The organism is Stappia stellulata (assembly GCF_020176715.1).
Lineage (GTDB): Bacteria > Pseudomonadota > Alphaproteobacteria > Rhizobiales > Stappiaceae > Stappia.
The window spans coordinates 127,329-147,086 of the sequence record NZ_JAIVMF010000006.1 but is presented as its reverse complement, the minus strand read 5'-3'; the positions used below and the strand labels follow the sequence as shown (position 1 = coordinate 147,086).

The following is a 19,758-nucleotide window of genomic DNA, read 5'->3' as shown; positions in this document are numbered from 1 at the left end:
GAACGCCCCGTCCGCGTTCGTGCAGAAACCCTGTGCGGCGGTCCGGCCCTCTCCTTCCGGGCCGCCGTCGGGCGGTTAGCGTGCCGGCTTCGCCGCTTCAAGCGCCGCGCGGATCGTGTCGCGGTCGCCGATGTGGTTGGCGAGGATCAGGACGAGACGCGCGTTGAGCGCCTCGCTCTCGTCCCGGTCCAGCCCCTCGTGGGTGGCGAGAAGCTCGGCGTAGAAGCCGTCCGGATCCTTGATGTTGGGCTCAAGCGTGAGCGTGTCGTGCGTTTGTGCGGTCATGATGCGCTCCTCAGGCCCGGGCTGTGGCGGTTTTGACGGCGGCAGCGACCGCGTCGGCGTCGAAGGATGTCCAGCGCGCGGCGACATGCTGGTCGGGGCGCATCAGGTAGACGGCGCCGGGCGCCTCTCCCAGATAACGCTCGGCAAGCGCGCCGGACGGATCGTCTTTCGCCGACAGCGCGAGCCGGGTCACGGTGATGCCGTCGACGTCGAGCGTATCGGGGGCTTGCGTGTCGATGGTGACGAGCTGGAAGCCGCCGCCGAGCCGGTCGATCAGCCAGCCGTCGCGAAGCGGCGCGTCGCTTGCCGGCGCACCGGGGCGCGAGCGGATCGGCAGACCGTCGACATCCGGACCGTTGAGCGGCGAACCGTCGTAGATCGCCGGCAGCGACAGGCGGCCGGAGTTCACCAGCGGACGGGCGAAGGCGTGATGCTCGGCGAGATCCAGCACCGCGTCGCGGAAGACGCGGCTGGCGTGGCTTTTCGGCGTGATGAAGTCGGTCGAGCGCGAGGAATTGAGAATGTTCTCGTCCGCGGCATAGACTCGCTCGTCGTCATAGGTATCGAGCAGGGCTTCCGGAGCGGTGCCGTCGATCACCAGCTTCAGCTTCCAGATCAGGTTGTCGGTATCCTGGAAGCCGGAATTCGCGCCGCGCGCGCCGAAGGGCGAGACCTGATGCGCGGCATCGCCGGCAAACAGCACCCGGCCGTGGCGGAACTTCTCCATGCGCCGGCACTGGAAGGTGTAGATCGATACCCACTCGAACTCGTAGTCCGTGTCGGGACCGAGCATCGCTTCCAGCTTGGGCGCGATCTTCGCCGGGTCCTTCTCCGCCTCGCGGTCGATGTCCCAGCCAAGCTGCAGGTCGATGCGCCAGACGTCGTCGGGCTGCTTGTGCAGAAGCGCCGACTGGCCCTTGTTGAAGGGCGGATCGAACCAGAACCAGCGTTCGGTCGGAAAGTCCGCCTTCATGACCACGTCGGCGATCAGGAAATTGTCCTCAAACACCCGGCCCTGGAAGTCGAGACCGAGCATGGTGCGCGTCGGCGAGCCGGCGCCGTCGCAGGCGATCAGCCAGTCCGCGTCCATCAGATAGGGACCGTCCGGGGTTTCGACGGTGAGGCGCACGCCGCTCTCGTCCGGCTTGACCGCCGTGACCTTGTTGCCGCCGCGCAGCTCGATGGCCTTGCCGTCCGCCTGCAGCGCGCGCACGCGGTCGACCAGATACTGCTCCAGATAATACTGCTGGAGGTTGATGAAGGCGGGCCGCTTGTGCCCGTCCTCGGGCAGGAGGTTGAAGTCGTAGACCTTGCGTTCGTCGAAGAACACCTTGCCGAGGTTCCACACGACGCCCTTGTCGACCATCTCGTCGCCGCAGCCGAGCCGGTCGAGGATCTCCAGCGGCCGCTTGGCGAAGCAGATCGCCCGCGAGCCCCAGCTCACCTTGTCGTTCTCGTCGAGCACGACGACCGGAATATCGGCCTGTGCCAGGTCGATGGCGGCGGCAAGTCCGACCGGCCCCGCGCCGAGCACGACGACCGGATGGCGGACGGGCGTTGCCGCGTCTTGATCGGGCGAGCGCTGATAGGGGTAAAGCGGCGTTTCAAAGATTTTCGTCATGTTTCCTCCCGAGAAACGGCGGCAGGGTCCCGCTCCGGCGGGGTGCCCACCGGAGCGGAACCCGCAGGATCAGCCCTGCAGGGCCTCCCACATTTCCTTGTCGCGCTGGGCCGTCCAGATGCGCGGCGTGTCGATGTCGCGGGCCTCGTCATAGGCGCGCGCCACGTTGAACGGCAGGCAGTGCTCGTAGATCGCGTAGTCGGAGAACTTCGGGTCGCATTCGGCGCGCGCCGCGTCCCAGGCCTCCTTGAGCGACCCGCCCTTCAGCGCGACCTGCGCCACCGGACGGTAGGTCGAGGTGACGAAGTCCTTGGTGGAGTCGAGCGCGGCATTGACCATCTCTTTGCCGACGAGCGCGTCGCCCCGGCCCGGCGCGATGGCGTCGACATCCCAGGCGCGGATTTCTTCCAGCGTGTCCGGCCAGTCGTGGAAGTGACCGTCGCCGCAGTAGCAGGCCGAGTGATATTCGACGATGTCGCCGGTGAACATCACGTTGCTGTCGGGCACATACATGACGATGTCGCCGGCGGTATGGGCGCGGCCGAGGAACATCAGGTCGACCCGGCGCTTGCCGAGATAGACCGACATGCGGTCGTTGAACGTCATGGTTGGCCAGGTCAGCGGCGGAATGTCATTGACGTTGTCATAGCCCTGGAACAGGCGCGGAAAGCGCATGAACTCGGACTCGCGGTCTTCCATGCCGCGTTCCACCACCATGGAGCGGGCCTTTTCGCTCATGATGATATTGGGCGCATTGTAGGCGGAGGCGCCGAGCACGCGCACGGCGTGATAATGCGTCAGCGCCAGATGGGTGATCGGCTTGTCGGTCACTTCACGGACCTTCTCGATCACCTTGTTGGCGAGACGCGGGGTTGCCTGCGCCTCGATGATCATCACGCTGTCGTCGCCGATGATCACGCCGGTGTTGGGATCGCCTTCCGCGGTGAAGGCCCACAGGCCGTCGCCGATTTCGGTGAAGGAGATGTTCTTTTCGCTCATGTCGCCCTGGGAGGCGAATGCCTTGGCCATGGTTGGCTCCTGAAAATTCGTGTCTGTGGTCGCGGGCGCCGGATGCGTCAGCCGCGGGTGTATTTCTCGACCGTCTGCTCGATGGCGCCGAAGATCGAATGCCCCTCTGCGTCCAGCATCTCGATGCGGACGGTGTCGCCAAAGCGCATGAAGGGCGTTTTCGGTTCGCCGGTCTCGATGGTCTCGATCATGCGGATCTCGGCGATGCAGGAGTAGCCGACACCGCCTTCGGCGACCGGCTTGCCGGGACCGCCGTCGAGCTTGTTGGAGACCGTGCCGGAGCCGATGATCGTGCCGGCAGCGAGCGGGCGCGTCTTGGCGGCATGGGCGATCAGCGTCGGGAAGTCGAAGGTCATGTCGACGCCCGCTTCCGCCCGGCCGAAGGCCTTGCCGTTGAGGTCGACATGAAGCGGCAGCGACAGCTTGCCGCCGTCCCAGGCCTCGCCGAGCGCCTCGGGCGTCACCGCCACGGGTGAAAACGCCGAGGACGGCTTGGACTGGAAGAAGCCGAAGCCCTTGCCGAGTTCCGCCGGGATCAGGCCGCGCAAGCTGACGTCATTGACGATCATCACCAGGCGGATGGCGTCGCGCGCCTCATCGAGGCTTGCGCCCATCGGCACGTCGCCGACGATCACGGCCACTTCGCCTTCCATGTCGATGCCCCAGGCCTCGTCGGCCATGCGGATCGGGTCGCGCGGAGCGAGGAAGCTGTCGGAGCCGCCCTGGTACATCAGCGGGTCGGTCCAGAAGGAGGGCGGCATTTCCGCGCCGCGCGCCTTGCGCACCAGCTCCACGTGATTGACGTAGGCCGAACCGTCCGCCCACTGGTAGGCGCGCGGCAGCGGCGACAGCGCGTCATGCTCGTGAAAGCGCATGGAGGGCACGGCGTCGTGTTCCAGGCTCTCGGCAAGGGTTGCGAGTTTCGGCGCGGCCTTGTCCCAGTCGTCGAGCGCTGCCTGCAGCGTCGGGGCGATATGGGTCGCCTCGGTGCAGCGCGTCAGCGCGGAATTGACGACAACGAGCTTGCCGTCGCGGGTGCCGTCCTTGAGGGTTGCAAGTTTCATGTGGATCAATCCCAGTTGCCTTCGATCGTGCCGTCGAAGCGTTTCTTGAGCCCCGACCAGCAGTCGAGATAGGTGTCCTGCAGGCTGTCGAGTTCGGCAGCATAGCGTGTGAGGTGCTGGGGAAACCGCGTTTCGAACATGAAGGCCATGGTTCCGGAGAGCTTTTCCGGCTTCAGTTCGGCGCGGCTCGCCTTCTCGAAGCCGAAGGCATCCGGTCCATGCGGCAGCATCATGTTGTGCAGGCTCATGCCGCCGGGCACGAAACCCTCTTCCTTGGCGTCATAGCGGCCGTAGATCAGGCCCATGAACTCCGACATGATGTTGCGGTGGTACCAGGGCGGACGGAAGGAGTGTTCCGCCACCATCCAGCGCTCCGGGAAGATCACGAAGTCGATGTTGGCGGTGCCTTCCTCGCCCGACGGCGCCGTCAGCACGGTGAAGATCGACGGGTCCGGATGGTCGAACAGGATCGCGCCGACCGGCGAAAACGTCGTGAGATCGTATTTATAGGGCGCGTAGTTGCCGTGCCAGGCGACGACGTCGAGCGGCGAGGCCTCAAGCGTCGTGGCGTGAAAGCCGCCGCACCATTTGACGATCAGCCGGCAGGGCTTTTCCAAGTCCTCGAAGGCCGCGACCGGCGTCTTGAAATCGCGCGGATTGGCGAGACAGTTGGCGCCGATCGGTCCGCGATCGGGCAGGGTGAACTTCGCGCCGTAGTTCTCGCAGACATAGCCGCGCGCTTCCCCGTCAAGAAGCGAGACGGTGAACACCATGCCGCGCGGAATGACGCAGATCTCCTTGGGCGCGACCTCCATGACGCCAAGCTCGGTGGCGATCCGCAAGGCACCCACCTGGGGCACGATCAGAAGCTCGGCATCGGCGTTGAAGAAGAAGTCGTCGCCCATGTCGGCGTTGACCGCATAGACATGGGTTGCCATGCCGACCTGGGTGTGGACGTCGCCGGCGGTCGTCATGGTCTTCATGCCGGCAAGGAAATCCGTCGGCGTCGTCGGCATCGGCACCGGGTCCCAGCGCAACTGGGCCAGCGGCAGCGAATGCTGGTCGACATGCGGCGCGCTTTTCCATCCGTCCAGGGAAAGCGGCGAGAACCGGCCGGAATGTTTGACCGACGGGCGGATGCGATAGAGCCAGGACCGTTCGTTGGTGCCGCGCGGCGCGGTAAAGGGCGAGCCGGACAGCTGTTCGGCATAAAGCCCGTAGGGCGCGCGTTGCGGCGAATTCTGGCCCTGCGGCAGGGCGCCCGGCAACGCTTCCGTCTCGAAGTCGTTGCCGAAGCCCGGCATGTAGTCGAGTGGCATGTCTGATCCCTCCTGAATTCAGACAGTTGATAGTTGCATGTGTAACTGTTTAGTTTGTAACTATCAACGCGCGATCGCGGGAAATTTCTCCGCCGCCGCGTTTCCGGGGCTTCAATGGGGATTGCGATGACCGACTGCCTGCTTCTCGAGGAGTTTCTTCCCTACAGGCTCGTCAGGGCCTCCGAGCTTGTCAGCCGCCGGTTTGCCGCGCGCTACCGCGAGGCCTATGGCATCAGCCGGCCGGAATGGCGCACCTTCGCCATCCTCGGACAGCTGGGGCGCACCACCGCGACCGAGATCGGCCGGCAGTCGACCATGCACAAGACCAAGGTGAGCCGCGCGGTTGCCTCCCTGGAGGAGCGCGGCTGGCTGAGCCGGCGCGTCGACGAGGCCGACCGGCGGATCGAATGGCTGACGCTGACGGCGACGGGATCCAAAGTCTATGCCGAGCTCGCCGAGCTCGCGCGTTCGTTTCAGCAGCAGCTGGCGGACGACCTCGGCGCCGAGGCCGCCGCCGCACTGGAACGGGGCCTTGCGGCAGTGGAGGCACGGTTTTCCGTCACTTCCGGCTGACGCGCGTCAGTCACGCGACGAGGGCGCGGGAGACCGGGCAACCGCTCAATGCGCCTCGTCCCAGTTGTGGGCGGCGCGGGCGTCGACCTGCAGCGGCACCTTGAGCGCCACAGCGGGTTCGGCCGCATATTCCATCACGTCGCGCACCAGCTCGATGGTGGCGTCGACCTGGCCTTCCGGCACCTCGAAGATCAGTTCGTCATGCACCTGCAAGAGCATTTGCGCGTCGAGCTTTGAGGCTGCGAGCCGCTCTTCCATGCGCACCATGGCGCGGCGCAGGATGTCGGCGGCCGATCCCTGGATCGGCGCGTTGATCGCCGCGCGCTCGTAGAAGGCGCGCATGTTCGGGTTCTTGGTGTTCACATCCGGGTAATGCGCGCGGCGGCCGAAGATCGTCTCGACGTAGCCATGCGCATGCACGAATTTCTTCGTCTCTTCCATATAGTCGCGAATGCCGGGGAAGCGCTCGAAATAGGTCTTGATGTAGTCCGACGCCTCGCCGCGCGAGATGCCGAGCTGGGCGGCGAGTCCGAAGGCCGAAATCCCGTAGATGATGCCGAAGTTGATCGCCTTGGCGCGGCGGCGCACCATCGGGTCCATACCCTCGATCGGCACGCCGAACATTTCCGACGCCGTCATCGCATGAATGTCGAGCCCGTCGGCGAAGGCCTGCTTGAGCTGGGCGATATCGGCCATATGGGCGAGCACGCGCAACTCGATCTGGCTGTAGTCGGCGGAGAGCAACTTGTGGCCCTTGGCCGCGACGAAGGCCTTGCGGATCTTGCGGCCCGCCTCGGTGCGCACCGGAATGTTCTGCAGGTTCGGCTCCGACGACGACAGCCGCCCGGTGGTGGTCGCCGCCAGCGAATAGGAGGTGTGCACGCGCTTGGTCGTCGGGTTGATATAGCCCGGCAGCGCGTCGGAATAGGTCGACTTCAGCTTCGACATCTGCCGCCATTCGACGATCCGTGCCGGCAGCTCGTGGCCTTCCGCCGCCAGATCGTCGAGCACCGAGGCCGAGGTCGACCAGGCGCCGGTCTTGGTCTTCTTGCCGCCGGGAAGCCCCATCTTGCCGAACAGGATGTCGCCGAGCTGCTTGGGACTGCCGAGGTTGAACGTCTCGCCGGCAAGCCCGTGGATTTCCTCCTCGAGGCGGGCCATCGACTGCGCGAAATCGCCGGAAAGGCGCGACAGCATCTGCCGGTCGATGGAGATGCCGCGTTCTTCCATGCGCGCCAGAACCGGCACCATCGGCCGTTCCAGCCGCTCGTAGACGGTGGCCATGCGTTCCGCCGCCAGGCGGGGCTTCAGCACCTGCCAGAGCCTCAGCGTGACGTCGGCGTCTTCCGCCGCATAGGCCGCCGCCTTGTCGAGCGCCACCTTGTCGAAGGTGATCATCGACTTGCCGGAGCCCGCCACCTCCTTGAAGGGGATCGGCACATGGCCGAGCCAACGCTCCGACAGCGCGTCCATGCCGTTGCCGCCCTTGCCGGCGTCGATCGCATAGGACAAGAGCATCGTGTCGTCGAAGGGCGCGACGGTGATGCCGTAGCGGCGCAGCACCAGCCAGTCGTATTTCATGTTCTGCGCGATCTTGAGGACTGATGGATCCTCCAGCAGCGGCTTCAGGACGGCGAGTGCGTCCTTCATCGGGATCTGGCCCTCCACCAGGGCGCCACCGCCGAGCAGGTCGCCCTCCCCGTCGACATGGCCGAGCGGGATGTAGCAGGCCTTGCCGGGTGCTGTGGCCAGCGACACGCCGACGAGATCCGCCTGCATGGCGTTGAGCGAGGTGGTTTCCGTGTCGACGGCGACGTGACCAAGCTCGGTTGCTTCCGCGACCCAGGCCTTGAGCCGGTCGAGATCCATCACGGTTTCATAGGCTGAATGATCGATCGGCGTCGCCTTGGCGGCGTCGGCCGCCGCCTCGGCCACGGTCTGCGGCCGCCAGCCTTCGCCGGTGTCGTCGCCCGTCGCGGAGGTGTCGTTGCCGGTTGCCGGCGCGTCCTCGGCGGCGGGATCCTTTACCTGCCGGCCCTTGCCGTCTGGCGTATCCCAGCCGGGAATGGCGAAGGTCGCGGGCTCGATGTCGGTGACATCGGTTCCGGTCGCCTCCGCCACCCGGCGCGTCAGCGTGGAAAACTCCATCGCCTTGAGGAAGGCAAGCGTGCGCGTCGCATCGGGCAGCGTCACGGCGAGCGCCTCGACCGGCTCGACCACCGGCACGTCGTCCTTGAGGGTAACGAGTTCCCTGGAGATCCGCGCCTGGTCGGCGAATTCGATCAGGTTCTCGCGCCGTTTGTTCTGCTTGATGGTGTCGGCCTTGGAAAGCAGTGTCTCCAGGTCGCCGAACTCGTTGATGAGAAGCGCCGCCGTCTTCAACCCGATGCCCGGCACGCCCGGCACATTGTCGACGCTGTCGCCGGCAAGCGCCTGGACCTCGACCACCTTCTCCGGCCCGACGCCGAATTTCTCGTGCACCTCGTCGACGCCGAAGATCTTGTTCTTCATCGTGTCGATCATGCCGACGCGCGGTCCGATCAGCTGCATCAGGTCCTTGTCGCCCGAGACGATAGTGACCCGCGCGCCGGCGGCGGCCGCCGCCCGGGCATAGGTTGCGATCAGGTCGTCGGCCTCGAAGCCTTCCTGCTCGATGCAATGCACGCAAAAAGCCCGCGTCGCCTCCCGGATCAGCCCGAACTGCGGGATCAGGTCTTCCGGCGGCTCCGGGCGCTGGGCCTTGTACTCGGGGTAGATGTCGTTTCGGAACGTCTTGGCGGAATGGTCGAAGATCACCGCCATATGGGTGGGCTCGTCGCCCTCCTCCGGCGTCAGGCCTTCCTGCAGCAGCTTCCACAGCATGTTGCAGAAGCCGGAGACGGCGCCGACGGGCAGGCCGTCGGACTTGCGCGTCAGCGGCGGCAGCGCGTGATAGGCGCGGAAGATGAACGTTGAGCCGTCGACCAGGATCAGATGGTCGTCGGCGGTGAGCTTGGGTGTGGCGGCGCTGTTCGACATGGCGCGGATCATGCCCGCGTTGGCGCGGCGAGGAAAGCCCGCACGCGCCGTTTTGTGGCTTATTCCGCAGCTTGCGCCGCGCCGCGCCTGGGCGGGTCCGTCTCAAGCCGGGCCCATGCCGGACGGCGGAACAGGAAATGGCCGAAATTGACGCGGTTGATCGCCCAGAACAGGATCAGCGGCGCGATCACGCCGGCGGCCGTGACAAGGGCGGAGATCGTTCCAATGTCGGTGATGATCCCGGTCTTGAGCAGGATGATCCGCGTGGCGGCCATGGGAAAGAAGAACGCCAGATAGATTACGATGGAATGCTCACCGCACACCCGCAGGAACCCGTTGAGGCTGAGCCGCGTGAGGCCCGCGGAAAACAGGATGACCGCAAGCGCGCCGGCTGCCCCGAGCGCCAGCGACACGACCGGAAGATCGGCATATCCGGCGAACACCAGCCAGCCGTTTATGACACCCCAGACCAGCAGGCCGGCGAAGGCCGGGGCCAGGTGATCTTGCGCCCAGGCCGCGAGCCGGAAGGCCTGCGGGGCAAGAATGTAGCCGGCGTAAAAGAACACATAGCGCGAGGCGAATTCGTCGATCAGTACGGAACCCGTCGCGATTGGCGCGATCTGCAGCAGCGCCGCACCGGCGAGCACCAGCTGCCAGGGCAGGCGCGTCGCATGCAGGGCCTTGGTGATCACGAACATCACCGGCAGCATGTAGATGAACCACAAGGTGCCGAAGGGCTGGACGAAGGCCAGAAGATATTGCGCCAGCGCGCCGCCATAGCCCACCTCTCCGGCCATCATCGGTGCCTTGATGGCGAACTGGATGGTCAGCCACAGGACATAGAAATAGGCGAAATGGACGAGCTTGCGGTCGAGATAGGTCCGCCAGGGGCGGTCGATCACCCGGGCCAGGAAAAGCCCCGAGATCATGAAGAAGTCCGGCATGCGGAACGGCCTGGCAAACTCGACGACAAGTCCGAGCCAGCCCTCGGCGCCGGCGGCATTCTGCACGCCCAGTGTGGAATGCATCATCACCACGAAAATGATGCAAAATCCCTTGGCGGTGTCGACCCAGTCGACCCGTTGCGTACCGTCCAACGCCATCTTGTCCCGCTCCCGTAAAGGCCCCGCCCAGCCGGATTGAACGCGGGAATGCTAGGGGCGCGGCGTGTATATCCGGTTAATCTCAACGCTGGATCGGTCGCGCCCCGGTCAGGTCTTGTCCTGCCAGGGAGAACGCCCGTCGTCCCGGTCGCGCTCGTCGGTGACCCGGATCGTGCCGCCGGCATGGCTGCCCGAGGTGTCGCCCGGCTTGTCGGACCATTCGCCCTCTTCAAGGTCCACAACGGTTTCCGCCCCGCCGCGGCGGGCCTCCGCGTTGACCACAGTGACGCGGGCGTTGCGGATCGCCAGGTTGGCCAGCGCGCTGCGCAGCGGCGGCACGAAGAGCAGCAGGCCGACCGCATCCGTGACGAAACCCGGGATCAGCAGCAGGATGCTGGCGACGACAATCAGCGCGCCCTGCACCAGGTCCGATCCCGGTACCCGGCCGGCATCCATCTCGGCCCGGATCTTCATTAGCAGCGATATGCCCTGCAACCGCAGCATCACGGTGCCGGCGAGCGCCGTCAGCACGGTCAGGAGGATCGTCGGAACGGCACCGATCTCGGAGCCGACCTCGACGAAGACGGCGATCTCCAGAAGCGGGACGCCGATGAGAAGTGCGAGAATGAGAAGTCCGACAGGCATGGCTCTACACGGTTTTGTGTGGTGACGATCAACTGGGCGACGCAGGATCGCCCTGCGCCATGGACGGGCGTTTTTCGCCGGCCGGCCGGCGTTTTTCCGTGCCGGGCCGGCCTTGGCCTCCCCGCAGAGGTAGGAAACAATTGACGCGAATGCGAGCAATATGTGTGATCGGGGGGCGAAAACGTCGACGCGCTCTTGTGCTCAAGGCTGGATGTTGGTTCAAGAGGACCTTACATACCCCTTTGTCTGGGATGTCAGCGGAGCGCCACTCGGCCTGTCGCGTCGCCGCTTTGGGCAAGTCGTCGTTGCAACGGGCCGTTGCGACGTTTCGTGAAAGTAACCGGCCGGATGCGAAATGGGTCACATGTTCGACGTCACAACAATCATCTTTCTGGTTCTGGCGGTCGTGATCTTCCTGAGATTGCGGAGCGTTCTGGGCAAGCGGACAGGACACGAACGTCCTCCCTTTGACCCCTATTCCGCGCGCAACCAGGACGCCGATGCCGCCGAGACGTCGACACGGGCGGATGACAACATCATCCCGCTTCCCGGACAGGCGCCGACCTCCGGGCCGTCACAGGCAAGCGAAGGCGCGACCCTCGACAAGGTCGCGCCGGAAGGAACGGCCCTCAACGAGGCGCTGCGCAAGATCCTGTCCGCCGACCGCTCCTTCGATCCGCAGAGCTTCGTGCAGGGCGCGCGTGCGGCCTATGAGATGATCGTCACCGCTTTTGCCGCCGGCGACCGCAAGACGCTGAAGAACCTTCTGTCAAAGGATGTCTACGACGGGTTCGTCGCGGCGATCTCGGATCGGGAATCGCGCGGCGAAACCATTGAATCCACCTTCGTCGGCATCGACAAGGCGGATATCGTCGAGGCGGCGATGAAGGGCAACACGGCGCAGGTGACCGTGAAGTTCCGCAGCGAGCTGATTTCCGCGACCCGCGACCGGGACGGCGCCATCGTCGACGGCGATCCCAATGCCGTCAGCGATGTGACCGACATCTGGACCTTCGCCCGCGACACCACTTCGCGCGATCCCAACTGGAAGCTGGTGGCGACCGAATCGGTCGACTGACGCAATGGGTGTGGGCCTTGCGGCTGTCCGCGTCCGTCTTTCGGTCGCCCTGCCGGCCGGTCTCGCGATCGCCGTCATGACGGCGGGACCGGTCCCGGCCCGCGCCGGCGGTTCGGAGACGGGCATGCCCCTGCAAGCACTATCCTTTTCCGATGTTCCAGGCTGGCGTGACGACGATCACGCGGCCGCGCTTGCCGCGTTTTTGCGCCATTGCGGGACCGGGTCTGCCTCTGCCAATCCACCGAAAACCGGAGCGCTCGGCGTCTCCGGCGCGGCCCTTGTCGCGCTGTGCGATCAGGCCCGCGCGGCGGCCGAAACCGGCGGAAGCGATGCCGCCCGGCGCTTTTTCGAGGCCGCGTTCCAGCCGCACAGGATCGCGGCCAGCGGGTTCGTGACCGGCTATTTCGAGCCGGAGTTTGCCGGCGCGCGCGAAGCCGACGCCACCCACCGCACGCCGCTCCTGCGCAAGCCGGACACTCTCGTCGCCCTCTCAGACGCGACCGGCACGCAAGACCTGCCGCCCGGCCTCACCCACGCCTTCAGGGACGCGGCCGGCCGTCTGGTCGAGGCGCCGGATCGCGGCGCGATCATGGACGGTGCCCTCGACGGTCGCGGACTGGAACTCGTCTGGCTCGCCGACCCGGTCGACGCCTTCTACATTCACGTGCAGGGATCGGCCCGCATCCGCTTGGACGAGGGCGGTGCCATGCGGGTCGGCTATGCCGGCAAGACCGGGCATCCCTATTCGCCCATCGGCCGGGTGATGATCGAGCGCGGCCTCGCGGAGCCCGGAACCGTGACAATGTCCGTCCTGCGCGACTGGCTTGCCGAAAACCCGCAGGAGATCGACGGCGTCCTGCGCCGCAACCGCTCCTATATCTTCTTTCGCGAGATCGAGGACCTCGACCCGGATGACGGCCCGATCGGTGCGGCCGGCCTGCCGCTGGTGGCCGGACGCAGCCTCGCGGTCGACGCGTCGCTCCACACCTATGGAACGCCGGTCTATGTCTCGGCGACCTTGCCGGCGCTTGCGGATGGGCAGGAGCGGAGATTTCGCCGGCTGATGATCGCGGAAGACACCGGGTCGGCAATCGTCGGCCCGGCGCGCGGCGATATCTTTTTCGGCACCGGAGAGGCGGCCGGGCGTGCGGCCGGTGGCGTTCAGCATGCGGCCGCGATGATCGTGCTTGTGCCGCGTGAGCAGCCGGGCGAAACGGAGCCGCGACCATGACCGGACGGCGCCGGCGGGCACGGCAGCCATCTCCGGACGAGCGCAGGCTCTGGGCGCAGGTAACGGCGGATGTGACGCCGCTGGAGCCGTCGCGCCGGGCAAAGCCCGTGCCGGCCGAAGAGGCGCCGCCGCCGCCTCCGGTTGCCGGGAGCAAGCCGCCGCCCGCGCCGCGCGCGGTCGCGAGCATGCGCCCGAAATCCCCGCCGGCTCCGCCGCCGCTTGCCCCCCTCGCCCCGCTGGAACCCCGCCAGAGGCGCAAGCTCGCCCGCGGCACCCGCGCCATTGACGCCCGTATCGACCTGCACGGACTGACCCAGGCCGAAGCCCATGTGCGCCTGCGCGGCTTTCTCTCCCAGGCGCAGGCGCAAGGCTGCTCGCTGGTTCTGGTGATCACCGGCAAGGGCGGGCCGGGCGGCAGCCTGTCCGCGGATGGCCGCGGCATTTTGCGCCGCGTGGTGCCGCAGTGGCTGTCCTTCGCCGAGTTCCGCCCGCTGGTCGTCGGCTTCGAGGAGGCCCATGCCGGCCACGGCGGCGGCGGCGCGCTCTATGTGCGGGTGCGAAAAGCTGGTCGAGGCCGGACATGACGCCCTTCGGCGCGCGGGTGCGCGAACACCGCAAGAAACGGGGGATCACCCTGTCGCAGATGGCGGAGGCGCTGTCGGTGTCGCCCGCCTATCTGTCGGCGCTGGAGCATGGCAAGCGCGGCCGGCCGACGTGGTTCATGGTTCAGCGCATCATTGCCTTCTTCAACGTCATCTGGGACGAGGCGGAAGAGCTGCAGCGGCTGGCCGAACTGTCGGATCCGAAGATCTCCATCGACACGGGCGGGCTGCAACCGGAGGCGACCGAGCTGGCCAATGTTCTGGCCGCCAAGATTTCCGGGCTGTCGCGCGAGAGCCTGGCGCATCTCTTGCACCAGCTCAAGGCCGCCGCGGCACGCGACGGCGTTTGACCGCCAGCCCGGACTCGACCCGATCCCGGCCAGCACTTAGGGTCATGCAAAACCGTCATTTCCGAATGCGAAGGACCGAACCGAGATCATGAGCAAGTCAGTGGAGGCGTTCGCCGCACTTATCGATTCCACCGCGCTGCGCGAGGAATTGACCGCCCTGACGGCCAGGTCCGATGGCGATGGCTCGGATCCGGCGATCCGCTCCCAGGTGCTCGGCCGCCTCAAGGAGGCGATGCGCAGCGCGCGCAAGATCGTGGAGGAGCGGCTGTTCGAGGACGGTGGCGGAACCCTGTGCGCCGCCCGGCTCAGCCACGTGCAGGACGAGATCCTGCGCGTGATCTACGATTTCGCCATCTATCACGTCTACCGGGCGAAAAATCCGTCCGCGGCCGAGCGCATGTCGGTGGTGGCCGTCGGCGGCTACGGGCGCGGCACGCTTGCCCCCGGATCCGACGTCGATCTCCTGTTCCTGCTGCCCTACAAGCAGACCCCCTGGGGCGAGCAGATCGTCGAATATATTCTCTACATGCTCTGGGATCTCGGCCTGAAGGTCGGCCATGCGACCCGCAACGTAGAGGAATGCCTGCGGCTGTCGAAGACCGACATGACCATTCGCACGGCCATTCTGGAAGCCCGGCACGTGTGGGGCGACACGGATCTCTACGATGACCTCGTCACCCGCTTCGACAAGGACGTCGTCGCCGGGACGGGGCCGGAGTTCATCGCCGCCAAGCTTGCCGAACGCGACACGCGCCACCGCCGGCAGGGCACCTCGCGCTATCTGGTGGAGCCCAACGTCAAGGAGGGCAAGGGAGGGCTGCGCGATCTCAACACGCTGTTCTGGATCTCGAAATACTTCTATCGCGTGCGCTCCGGCACCGGGCTGGTGAAGGCCGGCGTGTTCTCCCGTGCGGACCTCAACCGCTTCCGCAAGGGCGAGGATTTCCTCTGGGCCGTGCGCTGCCACCTGCATTTCCTGACCGGGCGGCCGGAAGAGCGCCTGTCCTTCGACGTCCAGCGCGAGATCGCCATCCGCCTCGGCTACACCCAGCATCCGGGGATGAAAGACGTCGAGCGCTTCATGAAGCATTATTTCCTCGTCGCGAAGGATGTCGGCGATCTGACCCGGATCTTCTGTGCCGCGCTGGAAGAACAGCACGCCAAGCAGCCGCAACCGCTGTCGCGGCTGATCGGCCAGCTCACCGGCCGGCACAAGCGCCGCGTGCTCTCCGGTCATCCGGATTTCGTCATTGAAAACGGGCGGCTGAACCTGGCCGGCGACGGCGTCTTCGAGAAGGATCCGGTCAACCTCATTCGCCTGTTCGCCATCGCCGACCGGCATTCGGTCATGCTGCATCCGGAGCTCTTGAAAAAGGTTCGGCGCTCGCTGAAGCTGATCAATGCGGCGGTGCGCGAGGACGCGGAGGCCAACCGGCTGTTCCTGCAGGTGCTGACCTCGCGCAGCGACCCGGAGACCATCCTGCGCAAGATGAATGAGGTCGGCGTGCTCGGCCGCTTCCTGCCGGACTTCGGCAAGGTCGTGGCGATGATGCAGTTCAGCATGTACCACCACTACACCGTCGATGAGCACCTGTTGCGTTCAATCGGCGTGCTCGGCGAGATCGAGCGCGGGGAGGCGGGCGAGGATCACCCGCTTTCCACCGACCTGATCAAGTCGATCCAGAACCGCAAGGTGCTTTTCGTGGCGATGCTGCTGCATGACATCGCCAAGGGGCGTCCCGAGGATCATTCCGTCGCCGGCGCGCGCATCGCCCGCCGGCTGTGTCCGCGCCTCGGCCTGTCGTCTTCCGAAACCGACACGGTTGCCTGGCTCGTCGAGCACCATCTCGACATGAGCACGACCGCCCAGTCGCGCGATCTCGCGGACCGCAAGACCATCGAGGATTTTGCCCGCGAGGTGCAGAGCCTGGAGCGGTTGAAGCTGCTGCTGATCCTGACCGTCGCCGATATCCGCGCCGTCGGACCCAATGTCTTCAACGGCTGGAAGGGCCAGTTGCTGCGCACGCTCTACTATGAATGCGAGCCGCTGCTGACCGGCGGCCACAGCCTGCTGCCGCACGACCAGCGCGTCGCCGCCGCCAAGGCCGAACTGGCCGAGGCCCTGCCGGACTGGCCCGCGGAGGCGCGCGAGGCCTATCTGGAGCGCCATTATCCGGCCTATTGGCTGCGGGTGCCGCTGGACCGCAAGATCGCCGATGCGCGCATGATCCGCGAGGCCGATGCAAGCAAGTCGGGGTTTTCCTCCCGCGTCGTTGCCCATGCCTTCGAGGAGGTCACCGAGATCACCGTGCTGGCGGCCGATCACCCGAAACTTCTCTCCACCATTGCCGGCGCCTGTTTCGTGGCGGGCGCGAATATCGTCGACGCGCAGATCGACACCACCACCGACGGATTCGCGCTCGACACGATCTTCATGTCCCGGGAGTTGCCGGACGATGCGGATGAGCTGCGCCGCGGCGAGCGCATCTGCCGGCTGATCGAGCAGGCGCTGCGCGGCCAGGAGCAACTGCCGGAAAAGGTCGCGAACAAGGCGGCGGCCCGCACGCGCGCCAAACCGTTCCGCGTCGAGGCCGAGGTGCTGGTCAACAATTCCTGGTCGAACCGTCACACGGTGCTGGAGATTTCCGGCCTGGATCGTCCCGGCCTGCTCTATGATCTGACGCGCGCAATTTCGGCGTTGAATCTCAACATCAATTCCGCTCATATCGCGACCTTCGGCGAGCGCGCGGTCGATGTCTTCTATGTCACCGATCTGACCGGCCAGAAGGTCGGCAACATCGGTCGTCAGGAGCTGATCCGGGACCGTTTGCGCGAGGCGGTGGAAGCGGAGGCCGGCGACGAGCCGGCGAAGCGGCGCAAGCTGCGCCTTGGAGCGGCGTGATGGTTCGGATGTTGACTGCTTTTTCCGGGTCGTCCCGCGGGCACGGCCTCCGGCGATGAGCCTCCTGCGCAATTTCGCGACCGTCGGCGGCGCGACGATGACAAGCCGCGTGCTGGGGTTTGCCCGCGACGTGATGATCGCGGCCTTCGTCGGCGCGGGTCCGGTGGCCGATGCCTTTTTTGTCGCCTTCCGTCTTCCCAACCTGTTCCGGCGGCTGTTCGCCGAAGGGGCGTTCAACTCCGCCTTCGTGCCGCTCTTCGCCCGTTCGGTCGAGGACGGCGGCGACGCGGGCGCCCGGAAATTTGCCGGCGAAATCCTCGCCGCCTTCCTGTGGACGCTGGTGACCGTCACCCTGATAGCGCAAGTCTTCATGCCGGCGCTCGTCTATCTGCTCGCCCCGGGGTTCACGGCCGATCCGGAGAAGTTCGATCTCGCCGTGCTGCTGTCGCGCATCACCTTCCCCTATCTCCTGTGCATGTCGCTGGTGGCATTCCTCTCCGGGATCCTGAACACCTACCGGCGTTTCGCGGCGGCTGCCTTTGCGCCCGTCGTGCTGAATGTCGTGATGATCTCGGTGCTTTCGAGCATCTGGTATTTCGACGTCCAGCCGGGGGTGACGCTCGGCATCCTGCTTGCCGGTGGTGTCACGGTGGCCGGCATTGCCCAGCTCGCCCTGCTTGTCTTCGCGGTGCGTCACATGGGATTTGCCATTCCCTGGCAGCGCCCGCGCCTGACCGCCTCGGTCAAGCGGCTGTGGAAGCTCGGCGTTCCGGGCATCGCCGCCGGCGGCATCACCCAGATCAACATCGCCGTCGGCACGATCATCGCGTCGGGTCAGGCCGGCGCGGTGTCCTACCTCTATTATGCCGACCGGATCTATCAACTGCCGCTCGGCGTCGTTGGCATCGCGATTGGCGTCGTGCTTCTGCCCGACCTGTCGCGCTCCCTGCGCTCCGGCGCCGATGCAAGCGCCAATCACACGCTCAACCGGGCGATGGAATTCGCCCTGGCCCTCACCCTGCCGGCGACGGTGGCCTTGATCGTGGTGCCGGACGCCATTGTCTCCGTGCTCTATCAGCGCGGCGCCTTCGGCGCGGAGGCCGCCAGCGCGACGACGGCGGCGCTGATCGCCTTCGCCGCCGGCCTGCCCGCCTTCGTGCTCAACAAGGTGTTCTCGCCGGGATTTTTCGCCCGCGAGGACACGGTCACGCCGATGTGGTTCGCCGGCATCGGCATGGTGGTCAATGTGGCCGGGGCGCTGGCGCTGGCGCCCTTTCTCGATCATGTCGGCATCGCCCTTGCGACCACGCTCGCCGGCTGGGTCAACAGCGGCCTGCTGGCGGTTACCCTGTGGCGGCGGGGGCATTTCCGCCTCGATGCCGGATCGTTGAAGCGTCTTCCGCTGCTGGCATTGGCGAGCGTGCTGATGGGGGCGGGCATATATGCCGGCGCGCAACTGCTCGCGCCCTGGCTTGGAGGTGCGTCGGTGCTCGGCCGGTTCGGCGCCCTGGCGCTGCTGGTTGTTGCCGGAATGCTGCTGTTTGCGGCCTTCGTGCATCTGACCGGGGCGGTGGACCTGAAGGCGGCGCTGCGTGGCCTGCGGTCGCGACGCGTGAGCTGAGGGCGCTTGCCGCGGATTCCGCCTCAGGCCGCCATGTCCGGCCTGGCCCTGCACCGAAGCCGGCTCATTTTTTGACCAAACGATCAAACTTTGTCCATTTGTTCAAAAAAATGCCGCGCAGGCCGCTGCCTGCGTTGTGAGCATGCCCGATTTATGATCCAATTCCGTCAGCGTCCGGCGTCCAGGGTCCCGTCGACACTGGCATTATTTCGGATGCATGAAACGACAGAAGCGATCAGCTCTTGCGCGTTTGGGCAAAGTGTCCGCATCGGGCTGATCTCGGCATACGAACAATGCCAGGGGGAGTCAGATGGAAATCCTGAACCGTATTGCATGGACGCGCCGTGCCGTGATGGGTCTTGCTGCGGCGGTTGTTGTGGCGGGCTTCGGCCAGCCGGCGGTGGCCGCGGAAAAGCCGCTCAAGGTGGCGGCGATCTACACGGTCCCGGTGGAACAGCAGTGGGTCGGCCGCATCCACAAGGCGCTGACCGCCGCCAAGGAGCGCGGCGACGTCACCTACACCTACTCCGAGAATGTCGCCAACACCGATTATGAGCGCGTGATGCGCGAATATGCCGAAGCCGGCATGGACTTGATCGTCGGCGAGGCGTTCGCCGTGGAGCGCGCGGCGCGCAAGGTGGCGGCGGAATATCCGGACACCGCCTTCCTGATGGGCTCGTCCTTCGGTCCGGCGAAGCCGAATTTCGCGGTCTTCGACAACTGGATCCACGAGCCGAGCTATCTGACCGGCATGATCGCCGGCAATGCGACCAAGTCGAACATCATCGGCATGGTCGGCGGCTATGCGATCCCCGAGGTCAACCGGCTGATGAACGCCTTCATGGAAGGCGCGCTCGAGGTCAATCCGGACGTCAAGTTCCTCGTGACCTTTATCAACTCCTGGTACGACCCGCCCAAGGCCAAGGAATCCGCCTTTGCGATGATCGACAAGGGCGCCGACATTCTCTACGCCGAGCGCTTCGGCGTGTCGGATGCCGCCAAGGAACGCGGCATTCTGGCCGTTGGCAACGTCATCGACACCGCCTCCGATTATCCCGGCACGATCATTTCCAGCGCGCTGTGGCATATGGAGCCGACCATCGACCGGGTGATCGAGGATGTCGCAGGCGGCAGCTTCGAACCCTCCGACTACGGCCAGTACAGCTACATGTCCTATGGCGGCGGAAGCTTCGTCGTCGACGAGGCGCTGGCCGATGCGGCCTCCGTCGAGGCGGCCCGCAAGGTCGAAAAGGACATTCTCGACGGTCTGTTCCGGGTGAATGTCAACGACGCGGAACCCAAGTCGACGATGTAATG

The 19,758-nt window shown here is 65.9% G+C and carries 16 protein-coding genes; 8 read left to right on the top strand and 8 right to left on the bottom strand.

Annotated elements, in window-relative coordinates; genetic code table 11:
* Positions 1-75: 75 nt before the first annotated feature.
* The 5 genes from LC092_RS09895 to hmgA all read right to left on the bottom strand — a co-directional run bounded on the left by LC092_RS09895 (position 76) and on the right by hmgA (position 5,318).
* Complete coding sequence (locus LC092_RS09895) at positions 76-285, bottom strand: DUF2783 domain-containing protein (RefSeq protein WP_224806356.1); 210 nt, start codon at positions 283-285, stop codon at positions 76-78.
* A gap of 10 nt (positions 286-295) precedes the next feature.
* A complete protein-coding gene (locus LC092_RS09890) occupies positions 296-1,906 on the bottom strand; it encodes an FAD-dependent oxidoreductase (protein WP_224806355.1) in 1,611 nt (536 codons plus the stop codon).
* A 69-nt stretch (positions 1,907-1,975) separates the two neighbouring features.
* A complete protein-coding gene (locus LC092_RS09885) occupies positions 1,976-2,935 on the bottom strand; it encodes an MBL fold metallo-hydrolase (RefSeq protein WP_224806354.1) in 960 nt (319 codons plus the stop codon).
* 47 nt (positions 2,936-2,982) lie between these two features.
* Positions 2,983-3,999 (bottom strand): fumarylacetoacetate hydrolase family protein, encoded by a 1,017-nt coding sequence (locus LC092_RS09880; protein WP_224806353.1) that lies wholly within the window; start codon positions 3,997-3,999, stop codon positions 2,983-2,985.
* 5 nt (positions 4,000-4,004) lie between these two features.
* Positions 4,005-5,318 (bottom strand): homogentisate 1,2-dioxygenase, encoded by a 1,314-nt coding sequence (gene hmgA, locus LC092_RS09875; RefSeq protein ID WP_224806352.1) that lies wholly within the window; start codon positions 5,316-5,318, stop codon positions 4,005-4,007.
* Between the two features lie 126 nt (positions 5,319-5,444).
* On the opposite strand from hmgA, the gene LC092_RS09870 reads away from it, so the two are divergent.
* A complete protein-coding gene (locus LC092_RS09870) occupies positions 5,445-5,891 on the top strand; it encodes a MarR family winged helix-turn-helix transcriptional regulator (protein WP_224806351.1) in 447 nt (148 codons plus the stop codon).
* Between the two features lie 45 nt (positions 5,892-5,936).
* Here LC092_RS09870 and polA read toward each other — a convergent pair whose 3' ends face one another.
* From polA to LC092_RS09855, 3 genes are all read right to left on the bottom strand, one after another.
* Positions 5,937-8,909 carry a DNA polymerase I gene (gene polA, locus LC092_RS09865; RefSeq protein WP_224806350.1) on the bottom strand — a complete coding sequence of 991 codons (2,973 nt, stop codon included), beginning with the start codon at positions 8,907-8,909 and terminating at the stop codon, positions 5,937-5,939.
* A 59-nt stretch (positions 8,910-8,968) separates the two neighbouring features.
* The gene (locus LC092_RS09860; protein WP_224806349.1) at positions 8,969-10,012 is read right to left on the bottom strand and encodes an acyltransferase family protein; all 1,044 of its coding nucleotides are present in this window, start codon (positions 10,010-10,012) and stop codon (positions 8,969-8,971) included.
* 108 nt (positions 10,013-10,120) lie between these two features.
* A complete protein-coding gene (locus LC092_RS09855; RefSeq protein WP_224806348.1) occupies positions 10,121-10,657 on the bottom strand; it encodes an FxsA family protein in 537 nt (178 codons plus the stop codon).
* 355 nt (positions 10,658-11,012) lie between these two features.
* On the opposite strand from LC092_RS09855, the gene LC092_RS09850 reads away from it, so the two are divergent.
* The 7 genes from LC092_RS09850 (at position 11,013) to LC092_RS09820 (ending at position 19,756) form a co-directional block, all read left to right on the top strand.
* Positions 11,013-11,735, top strand: a complete 723-nt coding sequence (locus LC092_RS09850) for a Tim44/TimA family putative adaptor protein (RefSeq protein WP_224806347.1) — start codon at positions 11,013-11,015, stop codon at positions 11,733-11,735.
* Between the two features lie 124 nt (positions 11,736-11,859).
* A complete protein-coding gene (locus tag LC092_RS09845; protein ID WP_224806346.1) occupies positions 11,860-12,966 on the top strand; it encodes a murein transglycosylase A in 1,107 nt (368 codons plus the stop codon).
* Positions 12,963-13,550, top strand: a complete 588-nt coding sequence (locus LC092_RS09840; RefSeq protein WP_224806345.1) for a Smr/MutS family protein — start codon at positions 12,963-12,965, stop codon at positions 13,548-13,550. The genes LC092_RS09845 and LC092_RS09840 overlap by 4 nt, the downstream gene beginning before the upstream one ends.
* Entirely contained in the window at positions 13,547-13,918 is a 372-nt protein-coding gene (locus tag LC092_RS09835) for a helix-turn-helix domain-containing protein (protein WP_224806344.1), read from the top strand. Before LC092_RS09840 ends, LC092_RS09835 begins: the two co-directional genes overlap by 4 nt.
* A gap of 88 nt (positions 13,919-14,006) precedes the next feature.
* Positions 14,007-16,820: a [protein-PII] uridylyltransferase gene (locus LC092_RS09830; protein WP_224806343.1), complete on the top strand. Its 2,814-nt coding sequence runs from the start codon at positions 14,007-14,009 to the stop codon at positions 16,818-16,820.
* A 55-nt stretch (positions 16,821-16,875) separates the two neighbouring features.
* Positions 16,876-18,441, top strand: a complete 1,566-nt coding sequence (gene murJ / locus LC092_RS09825; protein WP_224806342.1) for a murein biosynthesis integral membrane protein MurJ — start codon at positions 16,876-16,878, stop codon at positions 18,439-18,441.
* Positions 18,442-18,751: 310 nt separating this feature from the next.
* The gene (locus tag LC092_RS09820; RefSeq protein WP_224806341.1) at positions 18,752-19,756 is read left to right on the top strand and encodes a BMP family protein; all 1,005 of its coding nucleotides are present in this window, start codon (positions 18,752-18,754) and stop codon (positions 19,754-19,756) included.
* Positions 19,757-19,758: the final 2 nt, after the last annotated feature.

Excerpts from the sequence above, each read along its gene's own strand:
- LC092_RS09895 (WP_224806356.1), bottom strand. The coding sequence starts at position 285 with ATGACCGCACAAACGCACGACACGCTCACGCTTGAGCCCAACATCAAG.
- LC092_RS09890 (WP_224806355.1), bottom strand. The coding sequence starts at position 1,906 with ATGACGAAAATCTTTGAAACGCCGCTTTACCCCTATCAGCGCTCGCCC.
- LC092_RS09885 (WP_224806354.1), bottom strand. The coding sequence starts at position 2,935 with ATGGCCAAGGCATTCGCCTCCCAGGGCGACATGAGCGAAAAGAACATC.
- LC092_RS09880 (WP_224806353.1), bottom strand. The coding sequence starts at position 3,999 with ATGAAACTTGCAACCCTCAAGGACGGCACCCGCGACGGCAAGCTCGTT.
- hmgA (WP_224806352.1), bottom strand. The coding sequence starts at position 5,318 with ATGCCACTCGACTACATGCCGGGCTTCGGCAACGACTTCGAGACGGAA.
- LC092_RS09870 (WP_224806351.1), top strand. The coding sequence starts at position 5,445 with ATGACCGACTGCCTGCTTCTCGAGGAGTTTCTTCCCTACAGGCTCGTC.
- polA (WP_224806350.1), bottom strand. The coding sequence starts at position 8,909 with ATGTCGAACAGCGCCGCCACACCCAAGCTCACCGCCGACGACCATCTG.
- LC092_RS09860 (WP_224806349.1), bottom strand. The coding sequence starts at position 10,012 with ATGGCGTTGGACGGTACGCAACGGGTCGACTGGGTCGACACCGCCAAG.
- LC092_RS09855 (WP_224806348.1), bottom strand. The coding sequence starts at position 10,657 with ATGCCTGTCGGACTTCTCATTCTCGCACTTCTCATCGGCGTCCCGCTT.
- LC092_RS09850 (WP_224806347.1), top strand. The coding sequence starts at position 11,013 with ATGGGTCACATGTTCGACGTCACAACAATCATCTTTCTGGTTCTGGCG.
- LC092_RS09845 (WP_224806346.1), top strand. The coding sequence starts at position 11,860 with ATGCCCCTGCAAGCACTATCCTTTTCCGATGTTCCAGGCTGGCGTGAC.
- LC092_RS09840 (WP_224806345.1), top strand. The coding sequence starts at position 12,963 with ATGACCGGACGGCGCCGGCGGGCACGGCAGCCATCTCCGGACGAGCGC.
- LC092_RS09835 (WP_224806344.1), top strand. The coding sequence starts at position 13,547 with ATGACGCCCTTCGGCGCGCGGGTGCGCGAACACCGCAAGAAACGGGGG.
- LC092_RS09830 (WP_224806343.1), top strand. The coding sequence starts at position 14,007 with ATGAGCAAGTCAGTGGAGGCGTTCGCCGCACTTATCGATTCCACCGCG.
- murJ (WP_224806342.1), top strand. The coding sequence starts at position 16,876 with ATGAGCCTCCTGCGCAATTTCGCGACCGTCGGCGGCGCGACGATGACA.
- LC092_RS09820 (WP_224806341.1), top strand. The coding sequence starts at position 18,752 with ATGGAAATCCTGAACCGTATTGCATGGACGCGCCGTGCCGTGATGGGT.